Genomic DNA, 17,271 nt, shown 5'->3' with positions numbered 1-17,271 from the left:
CCTTTCGCCCCTCGCACAGATCGAACAAGCATTCGAACGTTTGAATTGAGATTGAATATAGGGACACCCACCGACAACTTCCGCGCCAGCGCGCCATCGACGAGAGCCATGACAGCCGTCAAGCCGAATCACACCCCAGCACCCGTCGTCGTCGACCTCAGCGTCGCCGCCTTGCGCGCGCGCCTGCACGACGCCCTGTCGGTGTATGTCGCCGCCATGGACTATCCGCGCGGCACCGAGCATCACCGCGCCCCGATGTGGACCGAGCACACCACCAGGGCCGGCTGGCGTGCCGTGGCCGCGGTGCTGCCCGACGACTCGGGCGGGGTCGACCTGCGCACCGCTCCGATCCTGGCGATCGCCTACGGCTACAGCGGCGCGCCGCGGCAGTGGTGGCATCAGCAGGTGCACACCGGCATGCGCCGGTGTGGCTGGCCCGAGGCCGCGACCCGCGAGCTGCTCGCCGACTACTTCGAGCTCACCGAGCTGCACGTGCATCCGGCGGCGCAGGGGCGCGGGATCGGCTCGACGCTGCTCGAGCGGCTGCTGGCCGACCGCGCCGAGGCCGCCGTGCTGCTGTCGACGCCGGAGGTGCCCGAGGAGGACAACCGGGCCTGGCGGCTGTACCGGCGAGCCGGATTCACCGATGTGATCCGCAATTTCGTCTTCGCGGGTGACACCCGGCCGTTCGCGATCCTGGGCAGGCGGCTGCCGCTGCCCCCGTCCGGCGCGTGAGGACGGCGGGCACGACCGTCGTCGTCGGGTCGGGGCACAACGCGCTGGTCGCGGCCTGCTATCTGGCGAAGGCCGGACAGCGGGTGCAGGTGCTCGAGCGCGACGCGGTGCCCGGCGGCGCGGTCTCGACGGTCGAGCGATTCCCTGGTCATCTGGTCGATCGCGGGTCCTCGGCGCACATCATGATCCGGCACACCGGGATCATCGAGGAGCTCGAGCTCGGCCGCTTCGGGCTGCGCTACGTCGACTGCGATCCCTGGGGTTTCACGCCGTCCGACGGCGTGCGCGCGCCGCTCGTCTTCCATCGCGATCTCGACCTGACCTGCGCCTCGATCGCCGCGGCCTGCGGTGAGCGCGACGCCGAGGCCTACCGCCGCTTCGTCGGCGTGTGGGGCGAGCGCAGCGCGCGGGTGATGCGCGCGTTCGGCGGGCCCCCGACGCCGGGCAGGCTCGTCCGCTCGTTCTGGGGCCTGGACGCGCGCGACGGCGGCAGCGCCCTGTCGCGGGAGTTCCTGCAGACCGGGGACGCGCTGCTGGACTACTGGTTCGACGACGAACGCCTCAAGGCGTCGCTGGCCTGGTTCGGCGCGCAGTCGGGCCCGCCGATGTCGGAACCCGGGACGGCGCCGATGGCCGGTTTCGCCGCGCTCATGCACACGCTGCCGCCCGGCCGGGCCGTGGGGGGAAGTGGGGCGCTCAGCGCGGCCCTGATCGCCCGGCTGCGCGCCGACGGCGGCGAGCTGCACACCGGCGACGCCGTCACCGCCCTGCGCCGGATCGGCGACGGCTGGCGGGTGCGCACCGCCGCGGGCCGGGACCTGCACGCCGACACCGTGATCGCCGGCTCGCACATCCTGGCGACCCTGGAGCTGCTGCGGGCCGGCGATTTCGACGCGGCCACCCTGGACGACTGGCAGCGCCGGATCCGGGTCGGCCCCGGCATCGGCATGGTGGTGCGCCTGGCCACCGACCGGCTCCCGGACTACCCCGGCGCCTGCCCCGCCGAATCCGCGCGCGGACTGCAGTTCCTCGTCGCGGACCGCAACCAGCTGCGGCGCGCGCACGGCGCGGCCCTCGGTGGTGCGCTGCCGCCCCGGCCGGTGGTGCTGGCGATGAGCTTCAGCGCGCTCGATCCCACCATCGCGCCGCCCGGCGAGCACCAGCTGTCGCTGTGGGCGCAGTGGCATCCCTACGCGCTGGCCGACGGCAGCGACTGGGCCGAACACGGCGAGCGCGAGGCGGACCGGATCGTCGCCGAGGTCGAGCGGTACGCCCCCGGCTTCGCCTCGTCGGTGCGGCAACGATTCGTGCAGACACCGGTCGATCTGGAGCGCGAGATGGGGTTGCGCGGCGGCAATGTCATGCACGTCGAGATGTCGCTGGATCAGATGATGCTGTGGCGGCCGCTGCCGGAGTTGTCGGGACAGCGGGTGCCGGGCGCGCCCGGCCTGTACCTGACGGGCGCGTCGACCCATCCCGGCGGCGGTGTGTCCGGGGCCAGCGGCCGCAGCGCCGCCCGGCTCGTCCTCGGCGATCGCCGGATCCGCCGGTTCCCGTTCGCGCGCGGGCGATGAGACCTGGACTCGCCGTGTCGTTCTCGTGCGGCCCGGCATCGTCGCGGCGGATCCCGTCGCGACGACGGCGGTATCGGCTGCCAGCGGTGCGGTGCGCGCTGGAGCGCGGCGACGAGACTTCGGCGACGGCGGCGCGTGGTTCGAGGTCGTCGATCGGCAGGCGGAACCGGTGATCGATACCCGGCACCCTCGGTGGCTCGCGGACCAGCCGGGCCGGGGCGCGGCGGCGTTCGGTCGATGGTTACGCACCGAGCCGTCGCGCGCGTTGCCGACGGCCACGGCGATCCTGCTGGTCCTGGCGCAGATCGCCTATCCGTTGAGTGCGGGCACCATGCGTGACCGGATCACGATCGTCGTCGTCGCACTGTCGGCGGCGACCGCCCTCCTGCACGCGGCGACGACCCGCGGCGCGCGCTGGGCCATCGGGTTCTTCGTCATCGTGTCCGGGCTCGGGCTCGCCGCCGAGATCGTCGGCACGGCGACCGGGTTTCCGTTCGGCGATTACGCCTATGCCGTCGACCGGATCGGGCCCGCGCTCGCCGAGGTGCCACTGGTGGTCCCGCTGGCGTGGACCGGCGGGCTGTATCCGATCTGGATCGTGGCGGGACTGATCGCGTCGCGGGCGTGGGGTCGCGGCGGACTGTTCGTCGTCGGCGCGGTCGGCTGGGATCTGTTCCTCGATCCGCAGATGGTGGCCGACGGCCAGTGGACCTGGGCCGTCACCGATGCGGGGCTGCCCGCACTCCCCCAGATCCCGTACACCAACTACCTCGGCTGGGCGCTGGTCGCCACGCTGATGGCGGTGCTGCTGACCGTGCTCGACCGGCGGGTGCCGCCCGCCCACGATCCGTCGGTGGCGGTTCCGGTGGCGGTGTTCGGCTGGACCTGGCTCGGCTCGGCCCTGGCCCACGCGGTGTTTCTCGGGCTACCCGCCTCGGCGATCTGGGGGTTCCTCGGCCTGGCCTCCCTCGGCATCCCGCTGCTGCTACGCGGGTTCGCGCGACACGGCGACCGCACGGCCTGACGTACCCGACAGCGGGCTGACCGGCGCCGAGTCCGCCCCGCCGCACGCGCGATTCGACGACGAATCGCCTGTTCGGCACCCCCGGTGGGCCCGTCGTGTGGGTTCTCGGGCCCGGGCCTGGCACGATGACATCCGTGCAGCCGAGTCTCGTCGCCGACATGCCCGCTCCTTCACCGCGTCGCTCCGCGCGTACCCGGCGCGTCACGGCCGTCGCCGTCCTGCTGGCGATGCTGGTGCCCGCCCTGGCCGGGTGCCTGCGCGTGCAGGTGTCGATGGGCGTGTCGTCCAACGACCGGGTGTCGGGACGGATCGTCGCCGCGGTGGTGCCGACCGGCCCCACCGACAAGGGCCCGCAGCTCGAGGCGCCGGACCAGCTGGCGGCGAAAGTGCGCGTCGAGAACTACAACCAGGACGGTTTCGTCGGCACCCAGGTGTTCTTCGACGACCTGTCCTTCGGCGAGGTCGGCCAGCTCGGCGGCCTGTCGGATCAGACCCAGGGCATGTTCACCCTCGAGTTCCAGCGCACCGGCGATCTGGTGAGCCTCAAGGGCCGCGTCGACCTGGAGTCGGTGCCGCCGCACGGCTCGGACGTGCAGTTCTCCATCGCGTTCCCGGCCCGCGTCGCCAAGACCAACGGCACCCGCGAGGGCGACAACACCGTGTCCTGGAAGCTGCCCGCGGGCGAGACCTCGACCCTGCGCGCCGAGGTGAAGTACGCCGACCCGAACACCCGCTCCTTCGCCGGCTGGGCGGGCATCGTCGGCGGCATCACCCTCGCCGTCGCCGCGCTGATCGCCGGTCTGGCCTTCCGCGACCGCAACCCCGGCCCGCCGAACGCGCCGCGCGGCGGCTTCTCGCCGCAGGAGATGTGGCGCGAGATCGCCAGCCGCAGGCTGGGCCGCTGACATGGGCGCGGCGGGCCGCTACCTGACCTGGGCGGGCACCGGTCTCGCCGCGCTGGGCGCGACCACCGCCGCCTACAACCTGGTCACGCTGCGCAGCCTGCCGCGCCGGGTCGCGGGGGTGATCGAACCGGTGACCGTCTGCGTGCCCGCCCGCGACGAAGCCGAGCGCCTGCCCGAGCTGATCGGCGACCTGCGCGCCCAGACCGGCGTCCCCCGGCTGCGCGTACTGATCCTCGACGACGCCTCCACCGACCACACCTACGAAGCCGCCTCGGCCGCGATCGGCGGTGACGATCGGTTCACCGTGCTGCGCTCGGCCGCCCACCCGGCGCCCGGCTGGACCGGCAAGGCCGCCGCCTGCGCGCGGCTGGCCGCCCGCACCGACGCCGCGGCCCTGGTCTTCGTCGACGCCGACGTCCGGCTCGCCCCGCACGCGATCGCCGCGGCGGTCACCGAATTACGCAGGCGTGGAGCCGGTCTGGTGTCGGCCTGGCCGGTGCAGGAGTCCGGCTCGGCCACCGAACGCCTGGTCCAGCCGCTGCTGGCCTGGTCGTGGGCCTCGACGCTGCCGGTCGGCCCGGCCAATCACAGTCTGCGCCCGTCGACCGCGGTGGCGTGCGGACAGTTCCTGGCCGTCGACGCCGCGGCCTATCGCGCCGCTGGCGGCCACGCGGCCGTCGCCGCCAGCGCCACCGAGGACCTCGACCTGGCCCGAGCGCTGCGCCGGACGGGTCATCGCACCGCTTTGGTGGCCGCGGGCCCCAGCGCGGGCACCCGGATGTACGTCGGCGCGGCCGAACTCACCGAGGGCTACACCCGCTGGCTGTGGTCGGCCTACGGCGGCCGGGTCGACGCCGGCGCCGCGGTGGGCGCGCTCGCGGCCCTGGCCTACTGGATCCCGCCGCTGGCCGCGCTCTGCGCTCGCGGCCGGGTCCGCCGCGCCGGACTGCTCGGCTACCTCGCCGCCGTGGCGGGCCGCCTCGCCGCCCGCGCCACCGAGACCCGGCAGCGGCCGACCCGCGCCGACCTCACCTCCGCGCTCGCCCACCCGCTGGGCGTGGCGCACTACTTGGCGCTGTGGACCCGGTCGCACTACCGCCATCGCACCGGCACGCTGCGCTGGAAGCAGCGCCCACTGGTCGCGCCGGAGACCGCGAGCGCCCAGCACGCCTGACGCGCCCGGCCGCGCTCAGCGATCGGTGATCCGCAACGAGAATTCGCCGCCCATCCCCCGGCTCGTCGTCAGGGTCAGCCGCAGCCGCGACATACCGTCGACGAGATCGCGATTGCCGCCCCGACGAAGATCCGGCCACAGCCACGAGATCCTCGACCCCCAAGCGATCCGGCGCCACGCGATCCGGCACCACGCAGGAAGAGAGCAGATCCGCGGGGCCACCTTAAGGCGGCTGCCGCACGCGCTGTTCCATCGGCCAGGACCAGCACCAGCATGGCGGCCAGGAACACCGCCGAAGCCGTTGGTGGCGTCGACCACCCGCTTGCCGCCGAGTGCGGCGGCGCGCGCGAGTCCGTCGAGTCCCCGCTGAGCCCTCAGGGAACCTCGGTGATCCCCACGGTCGGGAAGAAGAAGCAGGAGCGGCCCGCGTTGTCGGTGGTGCCGAAGACGGCGGCCAGGACGGTGCCGTGGCCGGTGTCGACCGGGACGGCCCGCACACCGCCGACCGGGACGGCGGCGAAGAGGAAGTCGCGGATCGCGGTCTCGGCGATGGGGCGCAGTTCGACGGGGACCTCGGGCGGGACCAGCGCGCGCACCACGTCGGCGATGGAGCCCATCGAGGCCAGCCCGCCGCGCCCGGTGCTGATATTGAGCCAGGCCACCTGCATGCCGGAGGTCTCGGTGGCCGCGGTGTCCGGTGCCAGGCCGTAGGGCAGGAAGGTGAACATCGTCTGCCCCGATTTCACGGCGGTGAGGTCGAGACCGGGGATCTGCACGGCGTTGGCGGGCCACGGGCCGGGCACCGCGCCCGCGACGGCGGGCACGAGCCCGAGGCCGTCGCCCGCGCAGTTCGCGGCGACCGTCGGGTACAGGAACGGTTGGATGCCCAGCGCTTTCAGGGTGTCGACGACGGTCTGATACGCGCCGAGCAGGTCACCGGGACCGGCGGTCGGGGTGGCGGCGGGCGCATCCCTGGTTACCGTCGCGGGCACGGCCGCCGCGGTGGGCGCGGCCAGCAGCAGCGCGGCGGCGCAGGCCGCCAGCGTGGTCAGGGCGGTGAAACGACGCGGCACGGTCACAACGCACTCCTCATCGACGCGGAGACATCCGACGCTACGCCCGTATCCGGCGGAATCCGCGCAGGTGAGGCGCGTCGTTTCGTCGGCGCGTCGCGGACAGTGTGCACCAGCGCCGCCCCGGTTCCAAGCTCTGCGCTCACGCTGATCCTTACCGTTGTGAAGTATCGCCGCAGTGCCACATGCTGATTCGGTACCGGCCCCTGTGGTCGGTCACAACCATCCAGAGCGACCGAGAGACCTGGCTCCATGACGTCGCAGCAACCCGCCCGTTCCGGGGTGTGGGTGCTTCCGCCGGGTTCGATGGAGGAGCAAGAGTGGCGAGGTCTGCTGTCGCATGAAGTTTCTGTTGTTCACGCTGGTGACCCGGGCGGTGACCACGCTCAGCCTGCTCGACCCGGTGCGCGCGTCCGAGGACTACTCGACGCTGGACAACCTGGCGGATGGCCGGCTGGAGCTGATCATCGGCAAGGGCAACGGCGCCGCGCAGGCCCGGATCTGGCACGGCAGCGCGACCAGCCGCGAGTCGGTGGAACTGGCCGCGCGCCATGGTGATCCGCTGTTCTCGGCCGACGTCACCAACCCCATCGAGCCGTCTGCCGAACTGGTTCGCCACTATCGGCAGCGCTGGGCCCATTACGGCCGCGACCCCGCCGACGCGCTCGTCGGCGCGGGCACCGCGGGCTTCCACGTCGCCGCCACCTCCCAGCAGGCCAGAGCGGTCTCCACGCCGCTGTTCGAGGCGCGTCGCGCGCTGGCGCGAAAGCTGGGCCTGCCCCTGGTGTTCGACACCATCGACGACTTCCTCGCGCGCAGCTCCGCTCTGGTCGGCAGCCCGCAGGAAGTCATCGACAAGGTCGGCCGGTACCACGAGCAGCTCGGCCACGAGGTGATCCATCTCTCCGCCGAACGCGGCGGTCGCGCCGACACCGACTACCTGGGCAGCCTCGAGCTGTTCCAGGCCGAGGTGGCGCCCGAACTGCGCCGCCGCATTCCCAGCCGTCCCCTGGCCGCAGGCCGCGAATTCTCTGGAGTCACCCCGTGATCGGTCCTCGTCATCGTTTCGCCGCCGCCGTCGGCGTCCTGGCTGTCGCCACCTCCGTGGTCGCGTGCGGCAGCGACACCGGCGGCTCGGGTGGGCAGGCCGGTCCGCCGCAGCCCGGCGGCACCCTGCGCTACGGGTTGTCCCAGGCCCCGTCGTGCTCGGATCCGGCCCAGGCCGGGTCGAACCAGACCATCTACGTCGCCCGTCAGATCGTCGACTCGCTGACCGATCAGGACCCCAAGACCGGCGCGATCACCCCCTGGCTGGCCAAGAGCTGGGAGGTCAGCCCCGACGCCAAGGTGTTCACCTTCACCCTCGCCGACGGCGTCACCTTCAGCGACGGCACCGCGCTGACCGCGGATTCGGTGCGCGACACCTTCGACGCGATCGTCGAGCTGGGCGGTGCGAAGGCGCCGCTGGGCGCGAGCTACCTGACCAACTACGTCGGCACGACGGCGGTCGACAAGCTCACCGCCCGGGTCGAGTTCAGCCAGCCCAACGCCCAGTTCCTGCAGGCCTCCTCGACGCCGCAGCTCGGCATCCTGGGCCGGGCGACCAATGCCAAGCCGGCCGAGGCCCGCTGCGCGGGCGACAACATCGGCAGCGGCCCGTTCACCTACGCCGCCTACAAGCAGGACGTCTCGGTGACCCTGGTCAAGCGGGCCGGATACCACTGGGGCTCGGCGGTGTTCGGCCATCAGGGCGAGGCCTACCTGGACCGGATCGAATTCACCGTCGTTCCCGAGTCCGGCGTGCGCACCGGCAGTCTCGTCTCCGGCCAGCTCGACGCGATCAGCGACGCGCTGCCCCAGGACGCGCCGCAGATCGAGGCCGTCGACGGCCGGATCCTGTCCACCTCCAACCCCGGCACGCCGTTCGGCTTGCAGCTCAACGTCAATCGCGGCCCGCTGCGCGATCCGGCCGTGCGCCAGGCGCTGCTGCCCGCGCTCGATCGCAAGCAGCTCGTCGACACCGTGCTCGGCCCGCAGTTCAAGTTCGCGACCTCGTCGCTGGCCTCGGCGACCCCGGCCTACACGGACCTGTCGGCGAAGCTGCCCAACGACCCGGCCAAGGCGAAGTCAATCCTCGACCAGGCGGGCTGGGTGCCCGGTGCCGACGGTATCCGCGCGAAGAACGGTGAGCGCCTGAGCTTCTCGGTGACCTTCAGCCAGGTCTTCGCGGGCAACCAGGCGATCCTGGAGCTGGTGCAGCAGCAGCTGCGGCAGGTCGGCGTCGAGCTGACGCTCGATCTGGTCTCGGGCCCGGAGAGCACCGCCAAGATGAACTCCAAGGACTACGACTCCTTCTACAGCAACTCCACCCGCGCCGACGGTGACATCCTGCGCACGTCGTTCTCGCTCACCGGCCGCAACCTCAACGCGCGCGGCCCGATCCCGGCGCTGGACGAGACCCTCGACAAGCAGCTGGCCACCAACGATCCCGCGGCCCGCGCCGCGCTGCTCGGGACCGCGCAGCAGCTGATCCTCGACAACGGCCTCTACCTGCCCACCGTCGAGTTGTCCCAGGCGATCGGCGCGGCCGCCAACACCCAGGATCTGAAGTTCGAGGCCTCGGCCCGGCTGCAGTTCTTCGATACCTGGCTGAGCGGGCGCTAGTCATGGTCCGCTATGTGGGTTCGCGCCTGCTGCAGGCGATCTGGGTGATGTGGGCCGCGTTCACCATTTCCTTCGCCGTGCTGTACCTGCTGCCCGCCGACCCGGTGTCGATGGCCGCCGACGGCGGCGGCCCCGGCAGCGCCGTCGACAAGGCGGCGATCGCGGAACTGCAGGCACGCTACGGGCTGGACAAGCCACTGTGGGAGCAGTACGTGACCGCGCTGGACAACGCGGTGACCGGCGATCTCGGCCGGTCCATCACCACCGGCCAACCGGTCACCGAGGCCCTGCGCGACGTGCTGCCCGCCACGCTCGGGCTGGCCGCGCTGGCGCTGCTGTTCGCCACGCTCGGCGGGGTGGTGCTGGCCTTCGCCGCCACCTACACCCGCCGCCCGTGGCTGCGCAACACCCTCAACGCGCTGCCGCCGCTGGGGGTGTCGGTGCCGACGTTCTGGACCGGCCTGATCCTGTTGCAGCTGTTCTCCTTCCGGCTGCACTGGTTCCCGGCGTTCGGCGGGACCGGGCTGCGCGGCACCCTGCTGCCCGCGCTGACCCTGGCCCTGCCGATCGGCGCGGTGATCGCCCAGGTGCTCGCGGCAGGATTGCAGCAGACCTGGCGGCAGCCGTTCACCGAGGTGGCGCTGGCCAAGGGCGCGTCGCGCTGGTGGGTGCAGCGGCGCCACGTCGCGCGGCTGGCGAGCGTGCCCGCGTTCACCATCGCGGGTGTGCTGGTCGGCACCATGCTCGCCGGTTCGGTGGTGGTGGAGTCGGTGTTCGCCCGCGCGGGCGTGGGCAGGCTGACCCAGACCGCGGTGCTCAACCAGGACATCCCGGTCGTGCAGGGCGTGGTGTTGCTGTCCGCGCTGATCTTCGTCGTGGTGAATCTGACCGTCGACCTGCTCTATCCGCTGCTCGATCCACGCATCACCGGTGCGAGCAGGCGGCGGGCCACCGCGCGCGCCGCACTCCCGGACACCAAGGCCGATGTCGCCGCGAAGGCGGTGCACAGTGCCTGATCCCACCCCGCCCATCGAGACCGAAGGGAACGTCCATGGTTGACATCCTCGTGCGCCGTGGCACGGTCGCCGAGCGGCCCGACGCGGCCGACGACAGCCACGTACGGACGCACCGTGCCGCCGCGGGGGCGCGCTGGGTCCGCGGGCATCTGGGCCTGATGCTCTCGGGCGTCGTGCTCGTCGGCGCGGTCGGCTGGGCGGTGGCGCCGTCGGTGTTCGCCTCCGGCGACCCGCTGACCGGCGTGCCCGCCGAGAAGTTCCAGGCGCCCAGCGCGGCGCACTGGTTCGGCACCGACAATCTCGGCCGTGACCTCTACACCCGGATGGTGCACGGCGCCGGGCTCTCGCTCACCGCGACCCTGACCGCCGTCGGGATCGCCCTGGTGGTCGGCTCGCTGCTCGGGCTGCTGTCCGGCGCGGCGGGCGGGATCGTCGACACCGCGATCATGCGGGTCGTCGACGTGTTGCTCTCGATTCCCGCGCTGCTGCTGTCGCTGGCCCTGGTGACCGCGCTGGGCTTCGGCACCCGCAATGTCGCGCTCGCCGTGGGAATCTCGCTGATCGCCAACTTCGCCAGGGTGATGCGCTCGGAGGTGCTGCGGGTGCAGCACGCGCCGTATGTCGAGGCCGCGCACGCGTCCGGCGTGCGCTGGTACGCGGTGCTCGCCCGGCACGTGCTGCCCAATTCGTTCCAGCCCGTGCTGGCGCTGGCCGCCGTGGAATTCGGGATGGCGGTGCTGGCGGTGTCGTCGCTGAGTTTCCTGGGCTACGGCACCAAACCACCCACCCCCGAATGGGGTTCACTGATCTCGGAGGGCCGCAATTTCCTCGCGTCGGCGTGGTGGCTGACGACGCTGCCGGGTCTGGTCATCGTCGCCGTCGTGCTGTCGGCCCAGCGCCTCGGCCGGTTCGTGGGAAAGGTGGAGACCCGATGAGCGAGTCGGCGGCCACATACCCGACGTCGGCGGAGGAAGCACCCGCCGCACACGCGGAAGTTCCAGCGACCCAAGCCGGTCCGTTGCTGCGCGTCGACGAGCTGCGCATCGCCTACCACTCCAGCTCCGGCCGGGTCGACGCCCTGCGCGGCGCCTCGATCGAGGTCGGGCGCGGGGAGGTGGTGGCGCTGGTCGGGGAATCCGGCTCGGGCAAGTCCACGCTGGCGCACGCGGTGATCGGCCTGCTCGGCGATGCCGCGCGCTTCGTCTCCGGCGGCATCGACTTCGCCGGCGAGAAGGTCGACCCGACCGACGAGAAGGCCCTGCGGCGCCTGCGCGGCGCCCGGGTCGGACTGGTGCCGCAGGATCCGGGACTGTCGCTGAATCCGGTTCTGCGCGTGGGTGACCAGGTGGCCGAGGCGCTGCTGGTGCACCGGCTCGCCGATCGGCGCGGCGCCCGGTTGCAGGCGCTGGACCTGCTCGCGGAAGTCGGGCTGGACCGACCCGAGCTGCGGGCGCGGCAGTTCCCCCACGAATTGTCCGGTGGCCAGCGGCAGCGGGTGCTGATCGCCGTCGCGCTGGCCTGCGGACCGGAGCTGATCATCGCCGATGAGCCCACCAGCGCCCTGGACGCGACGGTGGCCCGCCAGGTGCTGGATCGGCTGGCGGAACGAATCGCGGCCCGCGGCACGGCCGTCCTGCTGATCACCCACGATCTGGCCGTCGCCGCCGAGCGGGCCGATCGGCTGGTCGTGCTCGAACGCGGCGAGGTGGTCGAATCCGGGCCTGCGGCACAGGTGCTCGCCCATCCGAAGCATCGGTACACACGTCGGCTGCTCGCCGCCTCCCCCGCGCTCGCGCCCGCCGGCTTCCGGCCGCCGCGGGCCAGGGCCGAGTCGCCGCTGCTGTCGGTGCGCGCCCTGCACAAACGGTTCCACGCGGCCGAGGTGACCGCGGTCGACGATGTCGAGTTCACCCTCGACCGGGGCGAGACCCTCGCGCTGGTGGGCGAATCCGGGTCGGGCAAGTCCACCACCGCGCGCATCGCGCTACGGCTGACCGAACCCGACAGCGGCACGGTGACCTTCGACGGGCACGACCTCACCAGCGCGCGCAGGCGCAGGCTGCGCGAGCTGCGCAGGCGCTTCCAGGTGGTGTACCAGAACCCGTACTCGTCGCTGGATCCGCGCTGGCAGGTCGGCGACATCATCGCCGAACCCCTGCACGCCTACGGCGTCGGCGACCGCCCCGCGCGGACTCGCCGGGTGACCGAACTGCTCGACCAGGTCGCGCTGCCCGCCGAGTTCACCGCGCGCAGGCCCGCCGAGCTCTCCGGCGGCCAGCGCCAACGCGTCGCCATCGCCCGCGCGCTGGCCCTGCGGCCAGACCTGCTCGTGCTCGACGAGCCGGTCTCGGCACTGGACGCCTCGGTGCAGGCGCAGATCCTCGACCTGCTCGACGGGCTGCAAGCCGAGCTCGCGCTCGGCTACCTGTTCATCTCCCACGATCTGGCCGTAATCCGGCAGATCAGCGACCGGGTGGCGGTGATGCGCCACGGTCGCATCGTCGAAACCGGGCCCACCGCCACCCTGTTCACCGATCCGCAGCACGACTACACGCGCGAGCTGCTCGCCGCGATCCCCACACCGGGCGTCCGGCTCGACCCCCTCGACGGAAAGGACCTCACCCGATGAGCGAGGACGCGCTGTTCCTTGGCATCGAGACCGCGGGCACCGGAACGCATCCCGCGTCCTGGCGACGCGCGGACTCGCGTGCCGAGGACCTGTTCACCGCCGGCTACTGGACCGAGGTGGTGGCGCGCGCCGAACAGCTCGGCGCCGACGCGGTGTTCCTGCCCGACGCGTTCGGCCTGCAGGACGGCGGTACCGCGGTGACCCGCGGCAGGCTCGACGCCGTCGCGATCGCCGCCCGGGTAGCCCCGCCGACCCGGCGGATCGGGCTGATCCCGCAGGCGCCGGTCACCCACACCGAGCCGTTCCACGTGTCCAAGGCGATCGCCGCGCTCGATTTCGCGAGCCTGGGCCGGGCCGGCTGGGAAGTGGGCGTGTCCACCACGGCCCAGGAGGCGAAGGCGTTCGGCCGCAAGTCGGTTCAAGATCGCACCGACCTGTGGCACGAGGCCGACGAGGCGATCGAGGTGGTGACCCGGCTGTGGGACAGCTGGGAGGACGACGCCGAGATCCGCGACGTGCCCACCGGCCGGTTCATCGACCGGGATCGCCTGCACTACATCGACTTCGCCGGGGACCATTTCTCGGTGAAGGGCCCGTCCATCACGCCGCGCTCGCCGCAGGGCCAGCCGATCGTGACGGTGCGCGCCGACGACGCCGAGGCCGTCGACGTCGCCGTGCGCCGCGCCGATCTCGTGCGGATCAGCGCCCCCGATCTGGCCACCGCCGCCGCACACCGCAGCACGCTGCGCGCCGCCCTCGCCGCGGCGGGCCGCGATCCGGACACGGTCCGGGTGCTGCTCGACCTCACCGTGCACCTGGCCGATTCGGCCGAGCGGGCCGGGGCGGAGGTCCGCGCGCTGGATCAGTGGCTGGGGCAGCCGATCGACGATCCCGGGCTCACCCACGTCGGCACCGCGGGCGACCTCGACGACCTGCTCGACGAGATCGGCGGTTCGGCCGTCGCCGACGGTGTGGTGCTGCGGCCGCTGGCGCTGCCCGCGACCCTCGCCGCGCTCACTCCGCGCCCCGGCCGGGCGGCGGGCACCCTGCGCGAGCGGCTCGGCCTGCCCCGCCCGACCAGCCGATATGCCGCCGCGACCACGCAAGGAGCAGCACTGTGAGCGCGAAGCCACGCAAGCAAGTCCACCTCGCCGCGCACTTCCCCGGCGTCAACAACACCACCGTATGGGCCGATCCGGCATCGAAGTCGCAGGTCGATTTCGCCTCGTTCGAGCACCTGGCGCGCACCGCCGAACGCGGTCTGTTCGACTTCTTCTTCCTCGCCGAAGGGCTGCGGCTGCGCGAACACCGCGGGCGCATCCACGATCTGGACGTGGTGGGCAGGCCGGACACCTTGACCGTGCTCAACGCCGTCGCCGCGGTCACCGACAAGCTCGGCCTCGCCGGGACCATCAACAGCACCTACAACGAACCGTTCGAGCTGGCCAAGCAGTTCGCCTCGCTGGATCACCTCTCCGGCGGCCGCGCCGCCTGGAACGTCGTCACCTCCTCCGACGCGTTCACCGGCGAGAACTTCCGCCGCGGTGGCTATCTGGACCACAGCGACCGCTACCACCGCGCCGCCGAAGTGGTCGAGGCGACGAAAGCGCTGTGGGACAGCTGGCCCGCCGACGCCCTCGTGATCGACCGGGAGCGCGGCGTCTTCGCCCACGACGTCCCCACCACGGCCGTCCGCAGCAGCCAGTTCGACATCGAGGCGCCGTTCGTGCTGCCACCGAGCCCGCAGGGTCATCCGGTGCTGTTGCAGGCGGGCGATTCCGACGAGGGCCGCGAATTCGGCGCCAAGGCCGCCGATGCCATCTTCACCGTGCACGGCACCCTCGAGGCGGGGCAGGCGTTCTACGCCGACATCAAGGGCAGGCTGGCGAAATACGGCCGCTCCCACGACGAACTGCTGGTGTTCCCGGCGGCGACGTTCGTGCTCGGCGACACCGAGGCCGAGGCGCACGAGCGGGCCAGGCACATCCGCTACCAGCAGGTGAGCCCGCAGACCGCCATCGCCTTCCTCGAACAGGTCTGGGGCCGCGACCTGTCCGGCTACGACCCCGACGGTCCGCTGCCCGACATCGAGCCCGACACCACGACCGAGATCACCCGCGGCCGGGTGCGGCACGCGAAAGATCCACTGGCCGTGGCGAAGGCGTGGCGCGCGCAGGCCGAGGCCGCGAACCTGAGCATCCGCGAGCTCATCATCGAGGTCACCACGCGCCAGCAGTTCATCGGCACCCCGGTCCAGGTCGCCGAGCAGATCGACCACTACGTGCAGTCCGACGCCGCCGACGGATTCATCCTCGTCCCGCACCTCACCCCCGCCGGGCTCGACGAGTTCGTCGACCGGGTGGTGCCGGAATTGCAGGAACGCGGCAGTTTCCGCACCGCCTACACCGGCACCACGCTGCGCGACCACCTCGGTCTGCGTCATCCCCACCACCCCACCGTCGCCGAAGGAGCACGCGCGTCATGACGATCACCGTCGATACCACCAGCACCGCAACCACGTTCACCGACGACTGGCACCGCTGGCACAACGCCCGCGAGGACGGCCTGCGCGACCCGCTGGGCTGGCTCAGCCTCGCCGGACTGCACTGGCTCACCGACAGCCCCGAGCGCATCGACGGCCTGCCGGGCACCTGGTGGGTGACCGACGGGAAGGTGTTCATCACCGCCCAGCCCGCCGACCGGCTCGACGTCGACGGCGAGCGGATCGGCGGCGTGCAGATCCTGGTCCCGGCCGAGGGCGCGCCCGGACTGAGCGTGTTCAACGAGGAGCGGGTCTTCGAGGTGATCCGGCGCTCCGGGCAGTTCGCGGTGCGGGTGCACGACCCGGCCGCGCCGACGCTGGCCGCGTTCACCGGCGTGCCCGCCTACCCGGCCGATCCGCGCTGGGTCGTCACCGGGCGATTCATCCCGTTCGACAGCGCGCGCACCGTCACCACCGGCGCGGTCGTCGACGGACTCGAACACCACCACAGTGCCGCGGGCACCATCGAATTCCGGATCGGTGACACGACCGAGACGCTGGTCGCCTTCGGCACCCCCGCCGATCTGAAGGTGCTGTTCACCGACGCCACCAGCGGTGTCACCACCTACCCCGCGGCACGGTCGCTGACGATCGGGGCGGTCGAGGCCGACGGGACCGTGACGCTGGACTTCAACCGGGCGGTCAACCTGCCGTGCGCCTTCACCGACTACGCGACGTGCCCGGTCGCGCCGGCCGAGAACCGGCTGCGGGTGGCGATCGAAGCGGGAGAACAGGATCCGACGCTGTGACCGTTCCGCTGTCGATCCTCGACCTCTCGCCGATCAGCGCCGGGTCCTCCGCCGCGCAGGCCGTGCGCAACACCATCGAGCTGGCCCGCCGGGCCGAACAGTGGGGTTACCACCGGTATTGGCTGGCCGAGCACCACTTCGTGTCGGTGGCCAGTTCGTCGTCACTGACGCTGCTCGGGCTCGTCGCGGCCGCGACCTCCCGGATCCGGGTCGGCACCGGCGCGGTGCAGGTGGGCCACCACACCTCGGCTTCGATCGTCGAGGCGTTCGGCACCGTCGACGCGGTGGCGCCGGGCCGGCTGGATGTGGGGTTGGGCCGGTCGGGACATCGGCGCAGCCAGTTCGGGGCCGAGACCTCGACCACCAAGGGCGGGCGGCCGGTGCTCGACGCCCTCGTCGGGCGCACCGAGATCCGCGACGGCGTGGTGGTGCCACCGCCGTTCGATCCGCGCGGGATCACCGACCGGTCCAAGTTCGCCGCCTCGCTCGAGGCCTTGCAGCAGCCCGGCGCGCAGGCGCAGGACTTCCCCGAGCAGGTCGCCGACGTGCAGGCCCTGCTCGAGGGAAGCTATATCGGCTCCAATGACGTAGCGCTGCACGCTGTTCCCGGTGAGGGAGCCGAGGTGGAGCTGTGGCTGTTCGGCAGCACCGCCGGGGAGAGCGCGGAACTGGCGGGTCGCCTCGGCCTGCCGTTCGCCGCCGCCTACCACGTCGCCCCCGGCACCGCGCTGGACGCGGTCGAGGCGTACCGGGCGGCGTTCCGGCCCTCGGCCACCCTCGCCGAACCCCACGTGATCGTCTCCGCGGACGTGGTCGTGGCCGCCGACGAGGACACCGCCCGCCACCACGCGAGCACCTACGGCCACTGGGTGCACAGCATCCGCAGCGGTTCCGGCGCCTGCGAATACCTCGACCCCGACACCGCCGCCCCCCTCACCCCCGACCAGCTCCGCCTCGTCGAGGACCGCCTGGCCGCCCAGATCGTCGGAACCCCCGACACCGTCGCCGAGCGTCTCCGGGCCCTGGCCGAGCTCACCGACGCCAGCGAACTCCTGATCACCACCATCACCCACCACCACACCGACCGCTTGGAATCCCACCGCCTCCTGGCCGACGCCTGGGGGTTACGCACCGCCCGCGCCGCCTGAACTGGGAGGGGCGGCGCCGTGACCACCGCGGCGCCGCC

15 protein-coding genes and 1 riboswitch are annotated in these 17,271 nt (G+C 72.4%); of the genes, 14 read left to right on the top strand and 1 reads right to left on the bottom strand.

Translation table 11 applies throughout. The features are described 5' to 3' along the window. Window positions 1–108 precede the first annotated feature (108 nt). The 5 genes from ACIO52_RS26310 to ACIO52_RS26290 all read left to right on the top strand — a co-directional run bounded on the left by ACIO52_RS26310 (window position 109) and on the right by ACIO52_RS26290 (window position 5,412). Window positions 109–735, top strand: coding sequence for an N-acetyltransferase (locus tag ACIO52_RS26310; protein ID WP_218715915.1), 627 nt, complete (start codon window positions 109–111; stop codon window positions 733–735). Beyond that, window positions 732–2,309: an NAD(P)/FAD-dependent oxidoreductase gene (locus tag ACIO52_RS26305; RefSeq protein ID WP_316573323.1), complete on the top strand. Its 1,578-nt coding sequence runs from the start codon at window positions 732–734 to the stop codon at window positions 2,307–2,309. Before ACIO52_RS26310 ends, ACIO52_RS26305 begins: the two co-directional genes overlap by 4 nt. 265 nt (window positions 2,310–2,574) lie before the next feature. Further along, window positions 2,575–3,333: a carotenoid biosynthesis protein gene (locus tag ACIO52_RS26300; RefSeq protein WP_255586532.1), complete on the top strand. Its 759-nt coding sequence runs from the start codon at window positions 2,575–2,577 to the stop codon at window positions 3,331–3,333. Between the two features lie 158 nt (window positions 3,334–3,491). After that, window positions 3,492–4,238, top strand: coding sequence for an LppM family (lipo)protein (locus ACIO52_RS26295; protein ID WP_218715920.1), 747 nt, complete (start codon window positions 3,492–3,494; stop codon window positions 4,236–4,238). A 1-nt stretch (window position 4,239) separates the two neighbouring features. Next, window positions 4,240–5,412 carry a glycosyltransferase family 2 protein gene (locus tag ACIO52_RS26290; protein WP_402647589.1) on the top strand — a complete coding sequence of 391 codons (1,173 nt, stop codon included), beginning with the start codon at window positions 4,240–4,242 and terminating at the stop codon, window positions 5,410–5,412. Window positions 5,413–5,786: 374 nt separating this feature from the next. On the opposite strand, the gene ACIO52_RS26285 is transcribed toward ACIO52_RS26290, so the two are convergent. Further along, entirely contained in the window at window positions 5,787–6,491 is a 705-nt protein-coding gene (locus ACIO52_RS26285) for a hypothetical protein (RefSeq protein WP_218717238.1), read from the bottom strand. A 213-nt stretch (window positions 6,492–6,704) separates the two neighbouring features. Further along, a riboswitch (SAM riboswitch) is annotated at window positions 6,705–6,798 on the top strand. A 27-nt stretch (window positions 6,799–6,825) separates the two neighbouring features. Between ACIO52_RS26285 and ACIO52_RS26280 the strand changes: the two genes are divergently transcribed. The 9 genes from ACIO52_RS26280 to ACIO52_RS26240 are packed head-to-tail and all read left to right on the top strand — an operon-like array spanning window position 6,826 to window position 17,233. Next, window positions 6,826–7,533, top strand: a complete 708-nt coding sequence (locus ACIO52_RS26280; protein ID WP_402647585.1) for an LLM class flavin-dependent oxidoreductase — start codon at window positions 6,826–6,828, stop codon at window positions 7,531–7,533. Beyond that, window positions 7,530–9,149 (top strand): ABC transporter substrate-binding protein, encoded by a 1,620-nt coding sequence (locus tag ACIO52_RS26275; protein WP_402647582.1) that lies wholly within the window; start codon window positions 7,530–7,532, stop codon window positions 9,147–9,149. Before ACIO52_RS26280 ends, ACIO52_RS26275 begins: the two co-directional genes overlap by 4 nt. Window positions 9,150–9,151: 2 nt before the next feature. After that, complete coding sequence (locus tag ACIO52_RS26270) at window positions 9,152–10,165, top strand: ABC transporter permease (RefSeq protein WP_402647580.1); 1,014 nt, start codon at window positions 9,152–9,154, stop codon at window positions 10,163–10,165. Between the two features lie 35 nt (window positions 10,166–10,200). Further along, on the top strand, window positions 10,201–11,100 hold the full coding sequence (locus tag ACIO52_RS26265; RefSeq protein ID WP_402647577.1) for an ABC transporter permease: 900 nt from the start codon (window positions 10,201–10,203) through the stop codon (window positions 11,098–11,100). Beyond that, window positions 11,097–12,794, top strand: coding sequence for a dipeptide ABC transporter ATP-binding protein (locus ACIO52_RS26260; RefSeq protein WP_402647574.1), 1,698 nt, complete (start codon window positions 11,097–11,099; stop codon window positions 12,792–12,794). The genes ACIO52_RS26265 and ACIO52_RS26260 overlap by 4 nt, the downstream gene beginning before the upstream one ends. Beyond that, complete coding sequence (locus tag ACIO52_RS26255; protein ID WP_402647571.1) at window positions 12,791–13,915, top strand: LLM class flavin-dependent oxidoreductase; 1,125 nt, start codon at window positions 12,791–12,793, stop codon at window positions 13,913–13,915. The genes ACIO52_RS26260 and ACIO52_RS26255 overlap by 4 nt, the downstream gene beginning before the upstream one ends. Then, window positions 13,912–15,279, top strand: coding sequence for an NtaA/DmoA family FMN-dependent monooxygenase (locus ACIO52_RS26250; RefSeq protein WP_402647568.1), 1,368 nt, complete (start codon window positions 13,912–13,914; stop codon window positions 15,277–15,279). The genes ACIO52_RS26255 and ACIO52_RS26250 overlap by 4 nt, the downstream gene beginning before the upstream one ends. Beyond that, a complete protein-coding gene (locus ACIO52_RS26245) occupies window positions 15,276–16,085 on the top strand; it encodes a DUF1684 domain-containing protein (RefSeq protein WP_402647565.1) in 810 nt (269 codons plus the stop codon). The genes ACIO52_RS26250 and ACIO52_RS26245 overlap by 4 nt, the downstream gene beginning before the upstream one ends. Next, complete coding sequence (locus tag ACIO52_RS26240; protein ID WP_402647561.1) at window positions 16,082–17,233, top strand: LLM class flavin-dependent oxidoreductase; 1,152 nt, start codon at window positions 16,082–16,084, stop codon at window positions 17,231–17,233. The genes ACIO52_RS26245 and ACIO52_RS26240 overlap by 4 nt, the downstream gene beginning before the upstream one ends. The last annotated feature ends 38 nt before the right edge of the window (window positions 17,234–17,271 follow it).

This window comes from Nocardia sp. NPDC087230 (assembly GCF_044744725.1).
GTDB lineage: Bacteria > Actinomycetota > Actinomycetes > Mycobacteriales > Mycobacteriaceae > Nocardia > Nocardia canadensis.
The sequence above is the reverse complement of the archived record's forward strand: the minus strand, read 5'-3'. Positions and strand labels throughout refer to the sequence as shown.

Excerpts from the sequence above, each read along its gene's own strand:
- ACIO52_RS26310 (WP_218715915.1), top strand. The coding sequence starts at position 109 with ATGACAGCCGTCAAGCCGAATCACACCCCAGCACCCGTCGTCGTCGAC.
- ACIO52_RS26295 (WP_218715920.1), top strand. The coding sequence starts at position 3,492 with ATGCCCGCTCCTTCACCGCGTCGCTCCGCGCGTACCCGGCGCGTCACG.
- ACIO52_RS26290 (WP_402647589.1), top strand. The coding sequence starts at position 4,240 with ATGGGCGCGGCGGGCCGCTACCTGACCTGGGCGGGCACCGGTCTCGCC.
- ACIO52_RS26280 (WP_402647585.1), top strand. The coding sequence starts at position 6,826 with ATGAAGTTTCTGTTGTTCACGCTGGTGACCCGGGCGGTGACCACGCTC.
- ACIO52_RS26270 (WP_402647580.1), top strand. The coding sequence starts at position 9,152 with ATGGTCCGCTATGTGGGTTCGCGCCTGCTGCAGGCGATCTGGGTGATG.
- ACIO52_RS26265 (WP_402647577.1), top strand. The coding sequence starts at position 10,201 with ATGGTTGACATCCTCGTGCGCCGTGGCACGGTCGCCGAGCGGCCCGAC.
- ACIO52_RS26260 (WP_402647574.1), top strand. The coding sequence starts at position 11,097 with ATGAGCGAGTCGGCGGCCACATACCCGACGTCGGCGGAGGAAGCACCC.
- ACIO52_RS26255 (WP_402647571.1), top strand. The coding sequence starts at position 12,791 with ATGAGCGAGGACGCGCTGTTCCTTGGCATCGAGACCGCGGGCACCGGA.
- ACIO52_RS26245 (WP_402647565.1), top strand. The coding sequence starts at position 15,276 with ATGACGATCACCGTCGATACCACCAGCACCGCAACCACGTTCACCGAC.